Genomic DNA, 18,744 nt, shown 5'->3' on the forward strand with positions numbered 1-18,744 from the left:
AGTCTAACGAGAACAGATACCCCTCGCATATTCTTCTCTTATACTTCTCATAATGAGTAAAGAGGCACTTCAAGTTTTTGCCCAACATCTAGGGATGTTGATGATAAATCATTAATGTGCATAATGTGAAGCAAAACGTCACGAACGTCCATACCGGCAGAATGTTCTTCGGCAATACTCCATAAAGTATCCCCGTATCCAACCGTAACTTGCTCCGTCACCTGTTGTAATTCTTGCATCGTTGAAGCATGAGCGGTATTTGCGAGGTAGAGAGAAGTCAATAAGGTCAATATTGCTATGAAGCAAAGAGCGATACCCAACAAGAAGGAAATACGATACTTACCCCAGTAAATATCTGAGGCGTTCTGCGCATTTGGATGTGAAGCACCTGCGGTACGTGTAGACGCTGAACTCTGAAGATACAGAACGTTTGACATATTTCCTCCTGATAGCAATAGAGCTATATATCGAATATTCACCCTGAATAAATCGAAACTATGTTCTATATAGTACATATGTTCTATCAGAAAATTCGAATATAGTCGAGAAAAACTAGAACAAATGTTTGAACTTTTTCGATACGTGCCATACTCTTGTCCTAACACTGTTTATTGGCAGGTAGTGTTTAACGACTTTTAAAATCCCCTATCTCAGCAATGGCTAGGGGTGCTACGCCAGAACATCATTAGACAGGCCCCTCAATATGGACAAAGGAACGCCGTGAGCGATAACACATACTCCAGCGCTACTATTGCGCCACAATCTGGCAGAAAACCTCTCAGTTCGCGTCAACAACACATCTTGACTGCCATCTCTGAAGCTATAGACACCCACGGTTACCCCCCTTCAATGCGAGAAATTGGTGACATCGTAGGTCTCGCATCCTTATCATCAGTGACACACCAACTCTCACAACTAGAAAAATTAGGCTACATCCGACGAGACCCCAAGCGCCCACGAGCCATCGAAATACTCGCAGAAGAACAAGAAACAACTGAAGAAAAAAGCACCGAATCGGTCATCGTTCAGTTACCAACACCTCAACACAACAGCGAAGATTTTGCGGTAGTACCCCTAGTCGGAAGAATCGCCGCAGGCGGTCCCATCACCGCAGAACAATCCGTCGAAGACGTCATGACATTGCCACGCCAAATCGTTGGCAACGGAGACTTATTCATGCTCCACGTCAAAGGAGACTCCATGATTGATGCAGCAATCTGTGACGGAGACTGGGTTGTCGTCCGTGCACAACACACCGCAAATAATGGAGATATCGTTGCAGCACTCCTCGAAGACGAGGCAACCGTCAAAACTTTCCGCCAACGCGACGGACACACCTGGCTACTACCACAAAACACCCGATACGAACCCATACTCGGCGACAACGCCACCATCATGGGCAAAGTCGTATCAGTATTACGAAGCCTCTAATACCAAAACCACATAAAAAATATATTGGGTGTATTCCTGCCTCTAACAGGAACACACCCAATATTTTTATGCGCTAACTCACTTGTGCATGCAAGCGATGCAAAGCACCACATACAACATCAGTTCTTGTAGTCTTCCAAAAAGGAGGCAAAGCACTCATCAAATATCCAGAATACCGTTGAGTAGCCAACCGAGAATCAAGAACAGCAACCACACCACGATCATCACTAGAACGAATCAAACGCCCCACACCCTGAGCCATACGAACAGCCGCATATGACGCAGAAACACTCATAAAACCGTTACCACCACGAGAAGCAACAGCCCGAGTACGAGCCTGCATCAAAGGATCGTTAGGGCGAGGGAACGGAATACGGTCAATCAGCACCAAACGGCAAGAATCCCCCGGCACATCAACACCCTGCCACAAACTCATCGTCCCAAAAAGACACGAATCTTTATCCTCAGAAAATTCCTTCACCAAAGAGCCAAGCGAAGACTCCCCCTGCACCAGAACAGAAACATCAGTATGTTCACGAAGATACTCCGCAGCTTCTTCAGCCGCACGCCTTGAAGAAAAAAGCCCCAAAGCACCACCGTTAGAAGCCTCTACCAGCTCACGCATACGCTCTAATTGAGCAGTAGAAATCCCCTGAGATGGTTTAGCAATATCAGCAGCAACATACAACAGACCTTGCTTAGGGTAATCAAAAGGAGAACCAACATCTAGCCCCTCCCAACGAGGAGCACCGGCACCACTTAACCCCAAAGAATGAGCAACCATATCAAAGGACTCCCCCAACTTTAATGTTGCAGAAGTCAATACCACAGTTCGCCCATCAAAAAGCCCATCACGCATCTGCATCGCAACCGATAAGGGAGCAATATATAACGTTGCGGGGTCATCATCAGAAGCAGGAGCATAACCACGCCCAGCTTCCCACGATTGTGGACGAGATAACCACACCACCTCATGATGCTCATCAGCGCCCAATAACCGTTCCGCTATCTCTAATAACTCAGACAGCGCGCTACGAGCTAGCTGACGAGGAGCATCACTATCTTTAGAATCACTTTTCGTATCAGATAATGCTACACGTGCAGCTTCACGCACCAGCTCCACAGAATGAGCAATACTCTCCGTCAAGCCACGAGGTAAAAGCTCTGCAGCAACACCACGTAAAGACGTTTCTAAAGCGCTACCAGCATGCTCTAAAGGATCAGAACTAGCTTTCGTGTGTTTACGCACCAAACGAGCAGCCGAATATACCATTCCGGCAGAAAGAGATCCCGTCACAGCACCCGTCACACGGTCTGCCAGCTCATGTGCCTCATCAATAACAACAACCTCATGCTCCGGCAAAACACCAATACCTTCAAAAGCATTAATCGCTAAAAGAGCATGATTCGTAATAATAATGTCTGATTGAGCGGCCTTCTCACGTGCAAGCTCACTAAAGCAAGACTCCACCAAAGGACAGCGTTTACCCAAACATTCAGCAGCAGATACAGAGACTTGACGCCAAGCACGGTCAGAGACACCGGGTTTAATATCGTCCCTGTCACCAGTATCAGTTGTCTGAGCCCACTGACGAAGACGCAGCACTTCCTGACCAAGACGGCCAACAGAACCACTGGCCACATCTGCAGCGAAAAGAGTGTCCTCTTGTTCATCCTCAGGGTAACCGCCCTCAAGCTTATGAACACACACATAATTATTACGGCCCTTGAGAACAGCAACATCAGTTTGCCCCTCAGGAACATTCGAAAGGGTTTCTAAAAGTCGCGGTAAATCACGATTGATAATCTGTGTTTGCAACGCCAAAGTCGCCGTCGCAACCACAATAGGCTTATCCGAAAATTGAGCATAATGAACAGCAGGAATCAGATAGCCCAAAGACTTTCCCGTTCCCGTACCAGCTTGGACCAGCAGATGACGTTTCAGTTCAAAGGACTGAGCCACATGAGCGAGCATTTTCCGTTGCCCAGCACGCTGTTCTCCCCCGCTAGAAGCAATCACATGATCTAGTAGTTCAAGAGCAGGCTTCGCTCCAGGCAACGTCTCAAGCTCTTCTCCAGTAGGAGCACTCACCGGTTCTTCACAAGAACTCATCGAGAAGAAACCTCAACAGCACCATCCTGACGAGCTTGTTCAATCTCTGGTCGTAAGACTTCCATCAATTCGTCGTCTAAAGCATATTCTGCTAGTTCAGAGGAAAGCTGTTCACGAACCAGCACTTGAATATATGTCCCATCAGAAACAAAAGCTGTTGATAGAATCTCTGCATCCCACTGGTGCAAACGAGAAACAACCTCACCATGCGTATATGGGATAAGCAGATTCAGCTGAACCGAAGGGCGTGGAATACGCTTCGCAATAACCTCTTGAAGTTCCGCTATCCCCTGCCCCGTACGAGCAGACACCACCACAGTATCTCGCTCGCGTTGTTGTACGCGTTCGAGCACCATCGGGTCAGCGGCATCTGCCTTGTTCAGAACAATAATCTCAGGAATCTCGTGCGCATCTACTTCATGTAGAACTTCACGAACTGCCTTAATCTGCCCCTCAGGATCAGGGTGAGATCCATCAACCACGTGCACAATCACATCAGCATCAGCAATTTCTTCAAGCGTAGAACGGAAAGCCTCTACCAGCTGAGTAGGTAAAGAACGCACAAAACCTACCGTGTCAGAAAGCGTATAGCCAACACCATCAGGTGTCTGGGCTTTACGGACCGTAGGGTCAAGAGTCGCGAATAAAGCATTCTCAACGAGGACACCAGCATCAGTCAAACGGTTCAACAAAGATGATTTACCAGCGTTGGTATAGCCAGCAATCGCCACAGAAGGAACGTCATGACGCTGACGGTTCAAACGCTTGGTCTGGCGAGAGGGCGCCATCGCCGCAATCTCACGACGTAGCTTTGCCATGCGAGCGCGAAGACGACGACGGTCCATCTCAATTTTAGTTTCGCCAGGACCACGAGAACCAATACCCTCACCCGACGCGGCACGTCCACCTGCCTGACGAGACAGAGATTCACCCCAGCCACGCAAACGAGGAAGCATATATTCAAGCTGAGCCAACTCAACTTGAGCTTTACCCTCACGGGACTTTGCGTGTTGAGCAAAAATATCAAGAATCAAAGCAGTACGGTCAATGACTTTGACCTTCACAATATCCTCTAACGCACGACGCTGAGAAGGAGCCAACTCTGAATCAACAATAACAGTATCAGCACCAGTCGCCTGCACAATATCTTTAAGTTCAAGTGCTTTACCTGAACCGAGAAAAGTACCCGGATCTGGTTTTAAACGACGTTGAATAATGCCGTCCAAGACTTCTGAACCCGCTGTCTGCGCCAAGGCAGCAAGCTCACGCAAAGAATTTTCTGCATCGGCAACGGTACCTTCTGTCCATAATCCGGCAAGAACCACACGCTCTAGACGAAGCTGACGGTACTCAACCTCTGTAACGTCTTCAAGTTCTGTTGATAGACCCGCAACACGTCGCAAGGCTCGACGCTCAGCAAGATCTTCTTGAGCGCCATCATAGTGTGAATGTTCAACATCCACGGCAGATATTTCGCGTGCTTGTTCGTCCAAAACACGCGCCCCAGAACGAGAAGATGCAGAACGCCCAAGAACACGGTCTACTGTTTCCCTCAACAGTTCGTCGCTAGGGAGTTTCTGAGGATTCTGCTCATTAAATTCAGAAGTATTCATAGTACCTTTCGTCAATCTGCTCTCATTCTACAGCCCTTATTCAGTATGAAGCCACGATATTTCTTCGAGCTCAGAGGAAGAAGGTTCAAGCGCCAGCTTCTGTTTTCCCGTAAAGTAGTGAGCTATGGTTGCCGAACATTATTTTTCCGCTACACCCAATAGCGATTTCTCCCCTCGTGAAATTGACGTCACTCTAGCAAACCAACGAGTACGAGTACAAAGCGCATCAGGTATTTTCAGTCCCAGCGGTATCGACAAAGGCACCGCAATACTCCTTGAAAATGTACCCGAGCCAGAAGGCACCTCTTTTCTTGATATCGGCACAGGGTGGGGCCCTATTACCCTGACATTGGCATTAAAAAACCCTCAAGCTCAGGTCACCGGTGTTGAGGTTAACGAACGTTCTGCGCAGCTCACCCGTACCAACGCGCAAAAGCTAGGGCTGACCAATGTGACGGTCTACTCTCCAGAGGAAGTACCTCAAGATTTACGGTTTGACACCATCTGGTCTAATCCACCTATCCGTGTAGGAAAAGATGTCCTACACAATATATTACGTACATGGATTCCACGGTTAAACGTGGGCGGATGCGCATATCTCGTGGTTCAAAAGAACCTCGGGGCAGATTCTTTACAAAAATGGTTAGCACACGAATTAGAAGAACAGCCACAGGGTACTTTTCACGTGTCACGCTACAGTACCTCTAAGGGGTTCCGAATCCTTGAAGTTGTTCGCAACGCTTAATTCGCAACGCATAAAAAGATGATGTGAGGTTCTCAAAACATAGAACTTCACATCATCACGACTATACAAGAACGACTTTTCCAACCATACTAGCCGAACCTGCTAGCACCACATGTTCGAGGTCGTCAGGACCCGTTACAAAGGTGACAGCTAAAGTTCCCCCAGGAACGTACACGAGCCATTCATCGGGGGCGTCATCTCCAGCCCAGAAGCGGGTTGCCGCAGCTGCTGCACAAGCACCAGTACCGCAAGAGAGAGTCTCTCCCACACCACGCTCATAAACGCGCATCCGAATAGCGCCCACATGCGCTAACCCTGTTTCAGCTTCTGTATCCTCAATTTCTTCAGGAACAACAAACTCAACGTTCGTACCGTGGGCAGGTGTCGGGCTCACTTTCGGAGCAGCATCAAGGCTCAGCCCATCAAGTTTTCCATCAGTGCCCAGAGCAACAACAGTATGAGGGTTCCCCATAGAAATGGAGAGCGCCGAACGAGGTGTCTTAAGCCCTCGGACGCTCACCTGCGAGTCTACGCCACTTTCACGGGCGACATCTCCATCGATGAAACTCCATGGCCCCATATCAATGGCATATCCGTTGTCTGTTTTGCCGACAGTCTTCACCCCTGCACGGGTGCTGATACGAACCCGATCGCCTTCTTCAAGTGTCAACAAGTCTTCAGAAACCAAATATTCTACGAAAGCTCGAACACCATTACCACACATCTCAGCGATGGTTCCGTCAGCATTACGATAATCCATAAACCAGTGGTCTTCAGGTGCGTCAGATTCCATCATCTGCGCTTTAACAGCACGAATAAAACCGTCAGCACCAATACCAAAGTGACGATCGCAGACACGGGCAATGAGTTCTTCTGGTAGTTTTAATTGTTTTTCAGGGTCAGTGACGAAAATAAAGTCGTTGCCGGTTCCATGTCCTTTGGTGAGTGGAACACCGGTCAAATCTCCCCACATATTTTCTGTCATACTCATTGCCTTTCGCCGTCGATGAGAACACGCGTTATCGTTGCTTGTGATATCAAAATGTTTATCAGTATTTTGCCAGAAGCTGTTGCGTCTGAGCGAGTTTTTCGCAGGTATCGCCCTCAAGCCACCTGACTCGAGGATCAGCGTTAAACCATGTGATTTGACGGCGTGCAAACTGACGGGTCGCAGTCGTCGTATCCATCATAGCCTGTTCCAAAGAATAGCTCTTTGACGCAGAACTTTCCGCCTCGATAAGACGTAAGAACTCCCGATACCCAATCGCACGAGATGACGTTTTTCCCTCTCGAAGGCCTAAAGATTCTAGTATTCGGACTTCATCCACAAGACCGCGTTGAACCATCTTCTCAACCCGAGCTTCTAAACGCTGATGCAACTGAGAACGGTCACAATTAATCCCGACTTGTACAGCAGGCTGATAATACTCACGTTCTGGCATAAAGGACGAGAACGGTCGCCCTGATATTTCCCAGACTTCCAAAGCGCGCACAAGACGTCTATCGTCATGCACACGAGCAGCAGATACAGGATCAACTTTTTGTAAACGTTGGAGAAGAACGCCACGCCCCTGTTCAATAAGCTCTCGCTCTAGGCATTGACGCATCTGAGCATCAGTGGGAGGAAAATCTAAAATATCCAATGCTGCACGAACATAAAGCCCAGAGCCGCCCACCATAATGGGATATTTTCCACGTGAACGAATCTGGTCGAAGAGTTCTCTTGCCTGCTGCTGGAAAATAGCTACAGACGCTTCATCACGAATGTCGAGAATATCCAGAAGATGGTGAGGAATCCCCCGCATCTCTTCTACTGTGACTTTAGCCGTACCGATGTCCATCCCACGATAGAACTGCATCGAATCAGCATTAATACACTCTCCACCAAGATGTTGAGCTAACTCAATCGCAAAGTCCGTTTTCCCTGCACCCGTTGGGCCGACAACAGCAATAACGGGTAAATTGTGTTCTTCTTGCATTTGAGAAGCAAGCATGGCTATCACACAGTACCTTTAACGGCTAGGAACGAAAAGTGGGGAACCCCAAGTTCACCGGTGTCCCAGGAACTTGAGTAGTGCCAGTTGTACCGCAAGAATCAGCTTGTGCTCTATCCCAAGCGTCACCGGCACGTGAACGACGTAAAGAATACTCTTCAGCGCTAGGGTCTGAAATAAGGTGGAAAGAACCGGCTTCCGTAATGGGTAAAGTGACGAGGTCTCCGGGTCGAGGCTGCTCACAACCGGCAGGAACAGAGAAGTGCACCAAACGCTGATCTCGAGCACGTCCTGCAAGACGATGAGTTTGTTCTGCTTTACGTCCGGATTCTGCAACCACCATCAGCTCTACCGTTTTACCTAGCTGTTTACGGTTTTCTTCACCAGCAATACGGTCTTGTAAAGCAATGAGACGCTCATAGCGTTCTTGAACAATTTCTTTAGGTACTTGATTCTCCATAGTTGCAGCGGGAGTACCAGGACGAATCGAATATTGGAAGGTAAAAGCAGAAGAGAAACGTGCTTGTTCAACAACTTTTAGTGTCTCTTGGAAGTCTTCTTCAGTTTCTCCAGGGAACCCGACAATAATATCTGTGGTGATGACGGCCTCAGGAATACGTGCACGAACTTTATCTAAGATGCCGAGGAACTTCTTAGAACGATATGAGCGACGCATATCTTTAAGCACCTTATCTGAACCAGATTGCAAAGGCATATGTAGCACCGGCATAACGTTTGGCGTCTCAGCCATTGCATCGATGACGTCGTCGGTAAACATTGCAGGGTGTGGTGAGGTGAATCGGACTCGTTCAAGCCCTTCAATATTTCCGCAGGCACGTAGAAGTTTTGAAAAGGCCTGACGGTCGCCAAAGTCTACCCCGTACGAGTTCACATTTTGACCAAGCAAGGTCACTTCGATAGCTCCGTCGTCGACAAGTGCTTGAACTTCTGCGAGGACTTCTCCTGGGCGGCGGTCATTCTCTTTACCGCGTAGGCTTGGCACGATACAGAAAGTGCAGGTGTTGTTACAACCTACAGAGATAGAAACCCACCCAGAATACACGTTATCGCGTTTGGTAGGTAACGTGGAGGGAAAAACTTCGAGAGATTCAAGAAGTTCTGCTTGGGCTTGGTGGTTATGTCGCGCGCGTTCTAACAATGTTGGTAGTGAACCGATATTGTGTGTTCCGAAAACGACGTCTACCCACGGCGCTTTTTTGATGATGGTGTCTTGATCTTTTTGTGCAAGACATCCGCCAACAGCAATTTGCATTCCTTCATGGGCTCGTTTGACAGGAGCAAGCTGACCAAGGTTACCGTATAGCTTGTTGTCAGCATTCTCACGTACAGCGCAGGTGTTAAAGACGATGAGATCTGGTGTTTGTTCTGAACTGGCGGGTACATAGCCATTAGCTTCGAGCAATCCGCTCATGCGTTCAGAATCGTGGACGTTCATCTGGCAGCCGAAAGTACGAACTTCGTAGGTTCGTGAAGGCTTAGAGGTTGTTGTACACGTTGTTGAAGAAGTCTGTTGTTCAGGAAGATTCAAAGTCACTCTTTAACCCTACTCGATGAAATATACTGTCAGGCTGTCACTAAGAGTAGATTTTACGGGTTTTTGGTCACTCATACCAAAGCAACCAATCAGCCCCGTTTAGTTATAGTGCCCCCTGCATACCTACCCAAATACTCACTCATACGACAGATGCTCTTGTTCGCGTACCATACGCTCTACTTCCGAACGCACTACAGAAAATGCCAGAGAAGAAGAGTATCCTTTACGTCCTAGCATGGAGACAAGACGACGCATAATTTTCTCTTTTTCTCGATAGTCGCTGAAATTCATTGACGGACGTAATTTCTTTTGCACAAGGCTCACAGCATCTTCGTATTCGTCAGTGTCGCTACGTTGAGCTAACGCCTGCTCAATATATTCTTCACGAATCCCTTTAGCTTGTAGTTCTCGTCGTAGTGCTGCACGAGATAATTTCTTCAGCGTTGCTGTTGTACGCACATACATCTGGGCGTATTCTTCATCGTCAACAAGTCCAACAGCTTCACAACGTTGCAAAATATCTTCTGCAATTTCTGCAGAGATTCCTTTATCGGATAGTTTTTTCTCAAGCTGAAAACGTGACTTAGCAGAAGCCGCTAGTTGCTGGTACACAATATTTTTTGCGTGCGTAAACTCGCGGGCTTTCTGTTCTTCGCTGAGATCTTTGCTCTCAGAGGCATTTTGATCACCCCAAGGGTTTTGCCCCGCTGAAGATGAGCCAGAGAAGTCCTGAGAACTTTTAAGTAGGTCTTCTTCTGCAGCGCCCCATGCTGCAGGGTGCCATGAAGGATAGTTCTCTTCGTCAAAAGATTCCATGTTCTTCTCCTCAACTTTGATGCTAGGCAATATAGCTCAACATGAAACGTCAATGGTTCACGAATAAATAGTGGGGTAAGAAGCATACGCTCCTTACCCCACTATCTAAGAAATATTAGAGCCCGTCTGAAGAGCTATTGAGAGGGTCACTCTCCTGAATTTCACTCTCCCCAATCTGCGTATCGTCTTCGATGATGCCGAGTTTAACTAAGGTCTTATATTTAATTTCTTCGGTGAGCTCCGGATTGTCTTTCAAGAACTTACGAACGTTTTCTTTACCTTGCCCAAGCTGTTCACCCTCGTAAGTAAACCAAGCGCCAGATTTTTTAACGATGCCGTTGTCAACGCCCATATCGATAATGCCACCTTCAACGGAGATGCCCTCGCCGTATAGGATGTCGAATTCAGCTTGTTTGAAAGGTGGAGCCATCTTATTTTTAACGATTTTAGCTCGAGTACGGTTACCGATAGGCTGCGCACCGTCTTTTAGCGTCTCGATACGACGAATGTCGATACGAACGGAAGCATAGAATTTAAGAGCTTTACCACCGGTTGTTGTTTCTGGAGAACCAAAGAACACACCGATTTTTTCGCGTAGCTGGTTGATGAAAATTGCGGTAGTACCGGTCTGTGCCAAACGACCCGTAATTTTACGCAACGCCTGAGACATCAAACGAGCCTGTAGACCAACGTGGGAATCCCCCATTTCGCCTTCAATCTCAGCGCGCGGAACCAAAGCAGCAACAGAGTCTACGACGATAATGTCTACGGAACCAGAGCCAACGAGCATGTCCATAATTTCTAGAGCTTGTTCGCCAGTATCAGGCTGAGAAACAAGCAAGGCATCTGTATCGACACCAAGTTTTGCAGCATAGATTGGGTCAAGTGCATGCTCAGCATCAATAAATGCAGCGATACCGCCACGTTTTTGAACATCAGCAACGGCGTGTAAAGCTACCGTTGTTTTACCAGAAGATTCAGGACCATAAATCTCGATGACACGACCACGAGGCAATCCGCCAATACCCAAAGCAGCATCCAGAGACAAGGCGCCGGTTGAGACAGTCTCCACTTTAACGGCTTCTTTGTCGCCAAGGCGCATCACAGCGCCTTTACCGTAGTTCTTGTCGATTTGGGCAAGAACAGTCTCTAAAGCTTTTTCGCGACCTTCATCAGATACTCGGCTTACCTGCTGAGTATTTCGAGATTTAGCTGCCATATTGTGTTACCTCACTTCGGCACGTCCGAATGACTATTGTTATTGTTAGTTACCACTCTACAAGCGTTAGCGCTGAAAAACAGAGAAGTACAAAACTGTGGATAAGATACCGTGCGTTATATCTTCAAGCTCCGAATACAGAGCATACCCTCTATCGAACACATTTTCTACTAACACAGAAAATAAAATAGAACAAAATTACTAATTTTTTCGCGGTGGTATATCTCGCCCCAAACGACGAGACTCAGGAACATCCTGCACATCACACACAGCTTCCCATACTCGACGCACCTCAACACCTTGCTCTAGCGCTTCAATAGCAGTCACATCACCACAAGCACCCAACACAACATCTTTGGCAAGCACTCGAGAATAATGAGCACCAAACTCATCATCCATCAATCTCCAAAATTCACTTAAACGCATGATGTCCTCACAGATAAAGTACGGTTGCCCACCGTAGTAAGCAACCGTACTTCATATTCTATGAACCGCTACACTTTAGCGTGTTGTGGCACATTCAGCAGGGATATCTTTAGAAGATGTTGCAGCAATACCATACTCACGATTAAACTGCTCTGAAAATTCTGTAGGAACAGTATCGGGAACACTGAACCGCTCTTCTCCAGAAATGCGGTCAGAAACCTCACGTAACATCTGTGATAACGGAATATCTAATGCCTGACAGATAGAACCAAGAAGCTCAGAAGAAGCTTCCTTCTGCCCACGCTCCACCTCGCTAAGATATCCCAGAGAAACACGGGCACTATGCGAAACTTCACGAAGCGTACGTCCTTGACGCTGACGAACATCGCGAAGCACCTCACCAATAGCTTGACGCAAAAGAAGTACTTTTGGCTCGTGTTGAGTGGGTGCAGTGTTGGTGGACTGACCCACATCCTTCCAACGGACGACACCGTTCACGGATACGGGTTGCTTGGTCATTTTTATACCTAACTCCTGATATTTCTGGCTTCGAATCTTCGAAGCTATATTTTCTATAGCCTAACGCATGATGAATCTTCAAGCACTCATCTACTATCTTGATTCACAAAGAACTTTTGAATCATCAAGTTCTTGAAAGATGCATTATATATAACAGCACAAAGAGGCTATTTCATTCCCCTTTTATCTCAAAGTTTTCTGTAGTTTTACTGAAAATTCAGCTAAACATCTTTCGCTGAATCATTTCACATAGCCCAACAAGAGTTCTAAAGCATCTTGACAAGCACTTTTACGAATCTCATCACGTGTACCTTGATACATCTTCCCCTGAGCAAAATTACCCTCAGGAGTACAAAGACCCAAAAATACTCGACCAACGGGTTGACCATCCAACGGTTCAGGTCCAGCAACACCCGTCGTAGCAAGAGCATAATCAGCCCCACACACTTGAGCAGCACCAAAAGCCATACTCTGAGCCACCTCAGGGTGAACAGCACCCTCACGTTCTAGAAGTTGCTCGTCTACACCTAAAAGTTTTGCCTTCAAATCTGTTGCATACGAAACGATACCACCGCGATACACCGAAGAAGCCCCCGCAACAGAACACAACTGTTGCGATACCATTCCACCGGTCAAAGACTCGGCAGTAGCGATAAGAATCTGTCGTTGTCGCGCATAGAACACCACTTGTTCCGCAAGTGTCTGAGAAGTCATAAGAACCTTCTTCTACGAGCAGTACGACGCAGTTCTAAAGCATGACGCACGTATTCAACGCCAGTAGTTACCGTCAAAACTGTTGCCGCAGCTAATACCACATACCCCGGCAATAAAGCCCAGAAACCTAATAGACCTAACGGAAGAAGCATAAGAATCACGGCAATAGTTTGCAAGACAGTCTTAAGTTTTCCACCCTTGCCAGCGGCCATCACGCCATAACGAATCACAAAGAAACGCATGAGCGTAATTCCCCATTCACGCAGAAGAATAACGGCTGTCACCCACCACCACAGCTCGCCCAATAGTGAGAATCCGATAAAGGCGGCACCGGTCAACAACTTGTCAGCAATGGGATCTGCAATTTTTCCAAAATTTGTGATGAGGTTCTGAGAACGAGCAATATACCCATCAAGCCAATCCGTTAGCATAGCGAGCGCAAAAACAGCAACTGCCCACCAGCGTGCCGACGATGAGGAATGCCCATATGGGCCTGACGCCAGCAACAGCACCATAAATAAAGGCACCATTGCAATTCTCAACATGGTGAGAATATTAGGCACGTTCCATAGCGTCTGCTGTTTTTTTCTGCCCATGATAGAACCTTCCTCTATTCTGTCGTCATTTTTACCGACCGGTTAAACTCCACGCATCTTCGCTTGAGTCATCATCCGATGACGGCTCATCAACGTTCAGGTACTCATCAGCACCTGTATTTTGTGAACCAGCAGATGGCTCTGGCACATCTTCACCTCGTAAACGTGCAAGCACAGCGGGTAATTCTTCAGGTGGAACAAGGACATCACGTGCTTTCGAGCCTTCTGAGGGGCCAACGATTTCGCGAGATTCTAGGAGGTCCATCAGACGTCCCGCTTTAGCAAAGCCTACACGCAGTTTGCGTTGCAACATTGAGGTAGAACCAAATTGTGTGGTCACAATCAGCTCGGCAGCACGCAAGAGAACGTCAAGGTCGTCGCCAATGTCGTCATCTATATGTTTCTTCGGCGCCGATTGTAGAACATCTTCACGGTAGTTCACCGGCATCTGAGTCTTGACGTGTTCAACAATCTGATGAATTTCTGATTCACTCACCCAAGCGCCCTGTACACGCATCGGTTTTGAAGCACCCATCGGCAAGAATAGAGCGTCACCTTGCCCAATGAGTTTCTCAGCACCGGGCTGATCCAAGACCACTCGAGAGTCGGTGACTGAAGACGTCGAAAACGCCATACGAGAAGGAACGTTCGCTTTAATCAGACCGGTGACGACGTCAACAGAAGGACGCTGTGTTGCTAGGACAAGGTGGATACCAGCAGCACGCGCAAGCTGAGTAATGCGAACGATGGCTTCTTCAACGTCGCGTGGAGCAACCATCATTAAGTCAGCAAGCTCATCGACGATGACCAAAAGATACGGGTATGTTTTGATAGTGCGTTTGCTACCTGGGTCAGGTTGAATCTTTCCAGCTTCGACCGCTTTGTTAAAGTCATCAATATGCTTATAACCGTAGTGTGCTAAGTCGTCATAGCGAGCGTCCATCTCACGAACAACCCATTGCAAAGCTTCAGCAGCTTTCTTAGGGTTCGTAATGATGGGTGTAATCAGATGTGGGATACCCTCATATGCTGTCAGTTCTACGCGTTTAGGATCGACCATGACCAAACGTACTTGGTCTGGTGTTGCCCTCATCAAGATGGAGGTAATCATTGAGTTGACAAACGAGGATTTACCGGCACCGGTAGCACCAGCAACAAGCATATGTGGCATCTTTGCAAGGTTAGCTAGAACGAATCCGCCCTCAACGTCTTTACCCACACCCATAATCATGGGGTGGTCGTTATGGTGTGCTTGGCTCGAACGTAGTACGTCACCTAAAGCTACGGTTTCGCGGTCAGTATTAGGAATTTCGATACCAATTGCGGATTTACCGGGGATAGGGGAAAGAATGCGTACGTCTGCAGATGCCACGGCATAAGCAATGTTCTTGGATAGTGCAGTAACACGTTCAACTTTAGTGCCAGCACCTAGTTCGATTTCATAGCGAGTAACGGTAGGTCCTCGAGAGAATCCAGTCACTTCTGCGTCAACGTTGAATTGTTCAAGGACGTTCGTCAAAGATTCTACGACTTGAGCGTTGACCTCGGAGCTTTCTTTGGCAGGAGGTCCTGCCACCAGCATGGATTCTTCGGGCAGGGCGTAAGTGCCGGTGGATAGCGGTACGACCTGTTGCGGGCGAGCCTCTTGCACCGCTGGTTTAAGAGTGTTGTTTGTTAGCGGTGACTTTATTGCAGGTTTTTCGGCCACTTCGGGCTTTGGTGTTGCGGGCTTTGGTGTTGCGGTTTTTTCAGCCGGTGGAGGTGTTAGCTCTACTGGCGTGTTAGGTGGCTCTATATTAGCAACAGCAGGTTCTGGTGCGTCAAAGGACGGCTCAATGTAAGAAGTTGCAGGTTCTTCAGGCGTTGAGAATATCTTTTCGTGTTCTTGAGGTTCTTCTCGTCGCCCATGAACGATAGCAGCTTGTTGAGCTTGCGCTAAACGCTGAGCAGGAGCGTCAAGAGTGCTCGTTTCTTTTGTCGCCCACTGGTCTTGGTCAAAGAGTTTTGGTGTGGGTTGAGAAACAGTAGGTGTTTTTTTGTGAAGTTTTTGGGCAGAGGCGAGCGTCTCTAAGTTTTGTGTGTCAGGCTCGGTTCGTGCTGAACGGCGTTTAAAACGACCTTTTTGTGGTGGTGCAGCAGATTCTGAAGAGAGTTGTTCGTGCGGTTCTAGTTCTTCAGTGAGCAGAGCAGTTTCGAAGGCTTCATCTCCGTCGTAACGATCCAGTGAAGTGTCTCGGTGGGCATTTTTGCCAAAGCCTAACCAAGCGAGTAAGCCACGTGAAGAAGAGGGCTCTGAAGCTGTTGTTTCGTTCTCGTAGAGGTAACTACGGTCGTGGTACACCGGAACCTGTGATTCAACCTTATCTTCAGGTTCATGCTTTTTAGGCATTTTAGCAGGAGGCTCTCCTAAGAGAATCCCCATAATATGCACGAGACGAGGGCCAACATGGCGCAGTGGAGTCTTTGTCGCAATCAACAGACCTAAGGCAAAGACAAATCCGCAAAGAACCCATTCAAGAATGTTAATACCGCCAACAAGACGTACCGCAGGAGCAGAAACCACCAGCCCAACAACGCCACCGCCGTTCCACACTCCCTCAAAACCTTGAGCAAAGGTTGGAAAATCATTCAGTTTCGCGGCAACCATCGACGCTGCAACGAGCATAATCGTCAGCCCAGCAGCAATACGGTTATTCGAACGAACCTCTAACGGATGGCGGAAAATACGAACGGCGAAGAAGACCGCAAAGAAGGGAATGAGTAGAGCGCCTTGCCCCCATACTCCCCCTACAAGCACATGCCACCCATGCAGAGGAGTTTCAACCCAAGAGGGTAAAACAACGGTGCCCCATGCCCACCATTCAACACCGGCAGTAATAAGACCCATTAACAGAACGACTAAAGCTCCTCCGTCACGACGGTCTTCTGGTGCAATATCAGTGCGGAGTTCGCCCATACGTCGAATAGCCCCACCTATCAGGTGCGCAAAACCATTCCACGTACCAAGAATGGTACGAGAGAACCATGAAGGACGCTCAACTTTTGCTGTTGAACGTGCCGAAGAGCGCGAAGTAGTGCTCTTCTTTCGAGTTTGCGTGCGTGTTGAAGAACGCTTCGTGTTCGATTTCTGAGCTGATGCTGTTCTGCGTGCCATACATCCCGTAAGTTTTCAGTGGGTTCAAGCGGGTGAAACCTTCCCAAAGGTCGTTTCACCCGCTTGAATCATAACGAATAAAAACTAATAAGTTAAACCTTATCTTTAACTTATTCAGTTGTTGAAGTCTTTGCCGAAGGAGTGTCCAAAACCGTTGGCAAAATCATGGGTTTACGTCGCAGACGACGAGCAACCCACGAACCAATCGTACGGCGGACAATCTGCTGTAGTTGATGCGTCGTATGAACCTTCTCGGGAGCAAGATGCAACGCGTCTTCAAGAGCAGCGGTAATCTTAGGAGCAATATCTTCAAAGACAGAATCGTCTTCAGCGACTCCTCGAGCGTGAATGTCTGGCCCGAAGACCACGCGTTTTGCTTCACGATCAATCACAGCAACAACAGAGACAAAGCCTTCTTCACTCAAGACCAAGCGGTCTTTGAGGTCTTCTTCGGTAATTTCTCCCACCGAACGGCCATCAACATAAACGTAGTCGCAGCGTACTTGACCGACGATTTGAGCTACACCATCTGCCAAGTCAACAACAGTGCCGCCTTCACACAATAAGACGTTTTCTTCAGGAACACCCGTCTCAATTGCCAAATTACCATTTGCAATAAGATGTCGAACTTCACCGTGAACAGGCATAACGTTCTTAGGTTTGAGAATGTTATAGCAGTACAGCAACTCTCCAGCAGCCGCATGCCCAGAAACGTGAACTTTTGCGTTGCCCTTATGAATAACCTCAGCACCGAGCTTCAACAAAGAGTTAATAACGCGATAAACGCTCGTCTCATTACCGGGAATCAAAGAAGAAGCAAGAACAATAGTGTCACCTTGTTCAACCTGAATCTTATGATCCCCATTAGCCATACGAGATAAAGCTGCCATAGGCTCTCCCTGAGAACCGGTACACATCATGACGATTTCATCAGGACGGTATTGGTCAATTTTCTTCAAATCAACCAAAGTATTTGGAGGAACTTTCAAGTATCCCAATTTCTCGGCGATGGTCATATTACGGACCATAGAACGCCCCACCAACACTACTTTTCGACCACGCTCATGGGCAGCTTCAAGTACCTGTTGAACGCGGTGCACGTGAGAGGAGAAAGACGCCACAATAATACGCTGGGTAGCGTCACGGAAAACCTGAGAAAGAACCTTACCAATGTTCTTTTCAGTCGGGGTGAAACCAGGAACTTCAGCGTTGGTTGAATCTGGTAAGAAGAGGTCAATGCCTTCTTCTCCTAGACGCGCAAAATGGCGAAGGTCAGTGAGCCTACCGTCTAGAGGTAGCTGATCCATTTTAAAGTCGCCAGTATGAAGTACTTTACCGGCAGCTGTACGAATGAATACTGCTAAAGCGTCTGGAATAGAGTGGTTAACAGCCACAAATTCGCATTCAAAAGGACCAATTTTTTCGGTCTGCCCCTCAACAACAGTGAGGGTATAGGGTTTGATGCGGTGTTCAGCAAGCTTCGCTTCAACCAACGCTAAAGTTAGCTGAGAACCAATCAACGGAATATCAGGGCGACGGCGCAATAGATACGGTACCGCACCGATATGGTCTTCATGTCCGTGGGTAAGGACAACTGCCGCGATGTCGTCAAGCCGGTCTTTGATGTAGTTCAAATCGGGCAGAATGAGGTCGACACCAGGCTGTGATTCTTCAGGGAAGAGCACACCACAGTCCACGATGAGAAGCTGACCGTTAATCTCATATACGGTCATGTTACGTCCGACTTCGCCTAACCCGCCAAGAGGAACAACACGTAGAGTGTCTTTTTTCAACTTTTTAGGTTGGCGAAGTTCTGTATCAAATACTGCCAATATTATGTCCTTCAATA

General features: G+C 47.7%; 16 protein-coding genes. 2 read left to right on the top strand and 14 right to left on the bottom strand.

All coding sequences use genetic code 11. The features are described from left to right. Positions 1 to 47: 47 nt before the first annotated feature. A complete protein-coding gene (locus tag ACN08Z_RS03660) occupies positions 48 to 437 on the bottom strand; it encodes a LysM peptidoglycan-binding domain-containing protein (RefSeq protein WP_419103241.1) in 390 nt (129 codons plus the stop codon). Positions 438 to 720: 283 nt separating this feature from the next. On the opposite strand from ACN08Z_RS03660, the gene lexA reads away from it, so the two are divergent. Further along, positions 721 to 1,431, top strand: a complete 711-nt coding sequence (gene lexA / locus ACN08Z_RS03665) for a transcriptional repressor LexA (protein WP_419103242.1) — start codon at positions 721 to 723, stop codon at positions 1,429 to 1,431. Between the two features lie 73 nt (positions 1,432 to 1,504). On the opposite strand, the gene ACN08Z_RS03670 is transcribed toward lexA, so the two are convergent. Together ACN08Z_RS03670 and hflX are read right to left on the bottom strand one after the other, a co-directional pair. Next, positions 1,505 to 3,544: an ATP-dependent DNA helicase gene (locus ACN08Z_RS03670; protein ID WP_419103243.1), complete on the bottom strand. Its 2,040-nt coding sequence runs from the start codon at positions 3,542 to 3,544 to the stop codon at positions 1,505 to 1,507. Continuing rightward, positions 3,541 to 5,157, bottom strand: a complete 1,617-nt coding sequence (gene hflX, locus ACN08Z_RS03675; protein ID WP_419103244.1) for a GTPase HflX — start codon at positions 5,155 to 5,157, stop codon at positions 3,541 to 3,543. The genes ACN08Z_RS03670 and hflX overlap by 4 nt, the downstream gene beginning before the upstream one ends. 124 nt (positions 5,158 to 5,281) lie before the next feature. On the opposite strand from hflX, the gene ACN08Z_RS03680 reads away from it, so the two are divergent. Next, entirely contained in the window at positions 5,282 to 5,902 is a 621-nt protein-coding gene (locus ACN08Z_RS03680; RefSeq protein ID WP_419103245.1) for a class I SAM-dependent methyltransferase, read from the top strand. Positions 5,903 to 5,963: 61 nt separating this feature from the next. Here ACN08Z_RS03680 and dapF read toward each other — a convergent pair whose 3' ends face one another. The 11 genes from dapF to ACN08Z_RS03735 all read right to left on the bottom strand — a co-directional run bounded on the left by dapF (position 5,964) and on the right by ACN08Z_RS03735 (position 18,727). After that, positions 5,964 to 6,893, bottom strand: a complete 930-nt coding sequence (gene dapF, locus ACN08Z_RS03685; protein ID WP_419103246.1) for a diaminopimelate epimerase — start codon at positions 6,891 to 6,893, stop codon at positions 5,964 to 5,966. 58 nt (positions 6,894 to 6,951) lie between these two features. After that, the gene (gene miaA, locus ACN08Z_RS03690; protein WP_419103247.1) at positions 6,952 to 7,896 is read right to left on the bottom strand and encodes a tRNA (adenosine(37)-N6)-dimethylallyltransferase MiaA; all 945 of its coding nucleotides are present in this window, start codon (positions 7,894 to 7,896) and stop codon (positions 6,952 to 6,954) included. A gap of 25 nt (positions 7,897 to 7,921) precedes the next feature. Further along, positions 7,922 to 9,445, bottom strand: coding sequence for a tRNA (N6-isopentenyl adenosine(37)-C2)-methylthiotransferase MiaB (gene miaB, locus ACN08Z_RS03695; RefSeq protein ID WP_419103320.1), 1,524 nt, complete (start codon positions 9,443 to 9,445; stop codon positions 7,922 to 7,924). Between the two features lie 141 nt (positions 9,446 to 9,586). Continuing rightward, on the bottom strand, positions 9,587 to 10,267 hold the full coding sequence (locus ACN08Z_RS03700) for a regulatory protein RecX (protein WP_419103248.1): 681 nt from the start codon (positions 10,265 to 10,267) through the stop codon (positions 9,587 to 9,589). Between the two features lie 115 nt (positions 10,268 to 10,382). Beyond that, positions 10,383 to 11,486, bottom strand: coding sequence for a recombinase RecA (gene recA / locus ACN08Z_RS03705; protein ID WP_419103249.1), 1,104 nt, complete (start codon positions 11,484 to 11,486; stop codon positions 10,383 to 10,385). A 201-nt stretch (positions 11,487 to 11,687) separates the two neighbouring features. Beyond that, on the bottom strand, positions 11,688 to 11,912 hold the full coding sequence (locus ACN08Z_RS03710) for a DUF3046 domain-containing protein (RefSeq protein ID WP_419103250.1): 225 nt from the start codon (positions 11,910 to 11,912) through the stop codon (positions 11,688 to 11,690). Positions 11,913 to 11,987: 75 nt separating this feature from the next. Beyond that, positions 11,988 to 12,431, bottom strand: coding sequence for a helix-turn-helix domain-containing protein (locus ACN08Z_RS03715; RefSeq protein ID WP_419103251.1), 444 nt, complete (start codon positions 12,429 to 12,431; stop codon positions 11,988 to 11,990). 240 nt (positions 12,432 to 12,671) lie between these two features. Beyond that, positions 12,672 to 13,145: a CinA family protein gene (locus ACN08Z_RS03720; protein ID WP_419103252.1), complete on the bottom strand. Its 474-nt coding sequence runs from the start codon at positions 13,143 to 13,145 to the stop codon at positions 12,672 to 12,674. Further along, on the bottom strand, positions 13,142 to 13,741 hold the full coding sequence (pgsA, locus tag ACN08Z_RS03725; RefSeq protein WP_419103253.1) for a CDP-diacylglycerol--glycerol-3-phosphate 3-phosphatidyltransferase: 600 nt from the start codon (positions 13,739 to 13,741) through the stop codon (positions 13,142 to 13,144). Before pgsA ends, ACN08Z_RS03720 begins: the two co-directional genes overlap by 4 nt. A gap of 31 nt (positions 13,742 to 13,772) precedes the next feature. After that, on the bottom strand, positions 13,773 to 16,895 hold the full coding sequence (locus ACN08Z_RS03730; RefSeq protein ID WP_419103254.1) for a DNA translocase FtsK: 3,123 nt from the start codon (positions 16,893 to 16,895) through the stop codon (positions 13,773 to 13,775). 110 nt (positions 16,896 to 17,005) lie between these two features. Next, a complete protein-coding gene (locus ACN08Z_RS03735; RefSeq protein ID WP_419103255.1) occupies positions 17,006 to 18,727 on the bottom strand; it encodes a ribonuclease J in 1,722 nt (573 codons plus the stop codon). Between the last annotated feature and the right edge of the window lie 17 nt (positions 18,728 to 18,744).

It is taken from the genome of Rothia sp. P7181, from assembly GCF_048513015.1.
Classification (GTDB): domain Bacteria; phylum Actinomycetota; class Actinomycetes; order Actinomycetales; family Micrococcaceae; genus Rothia.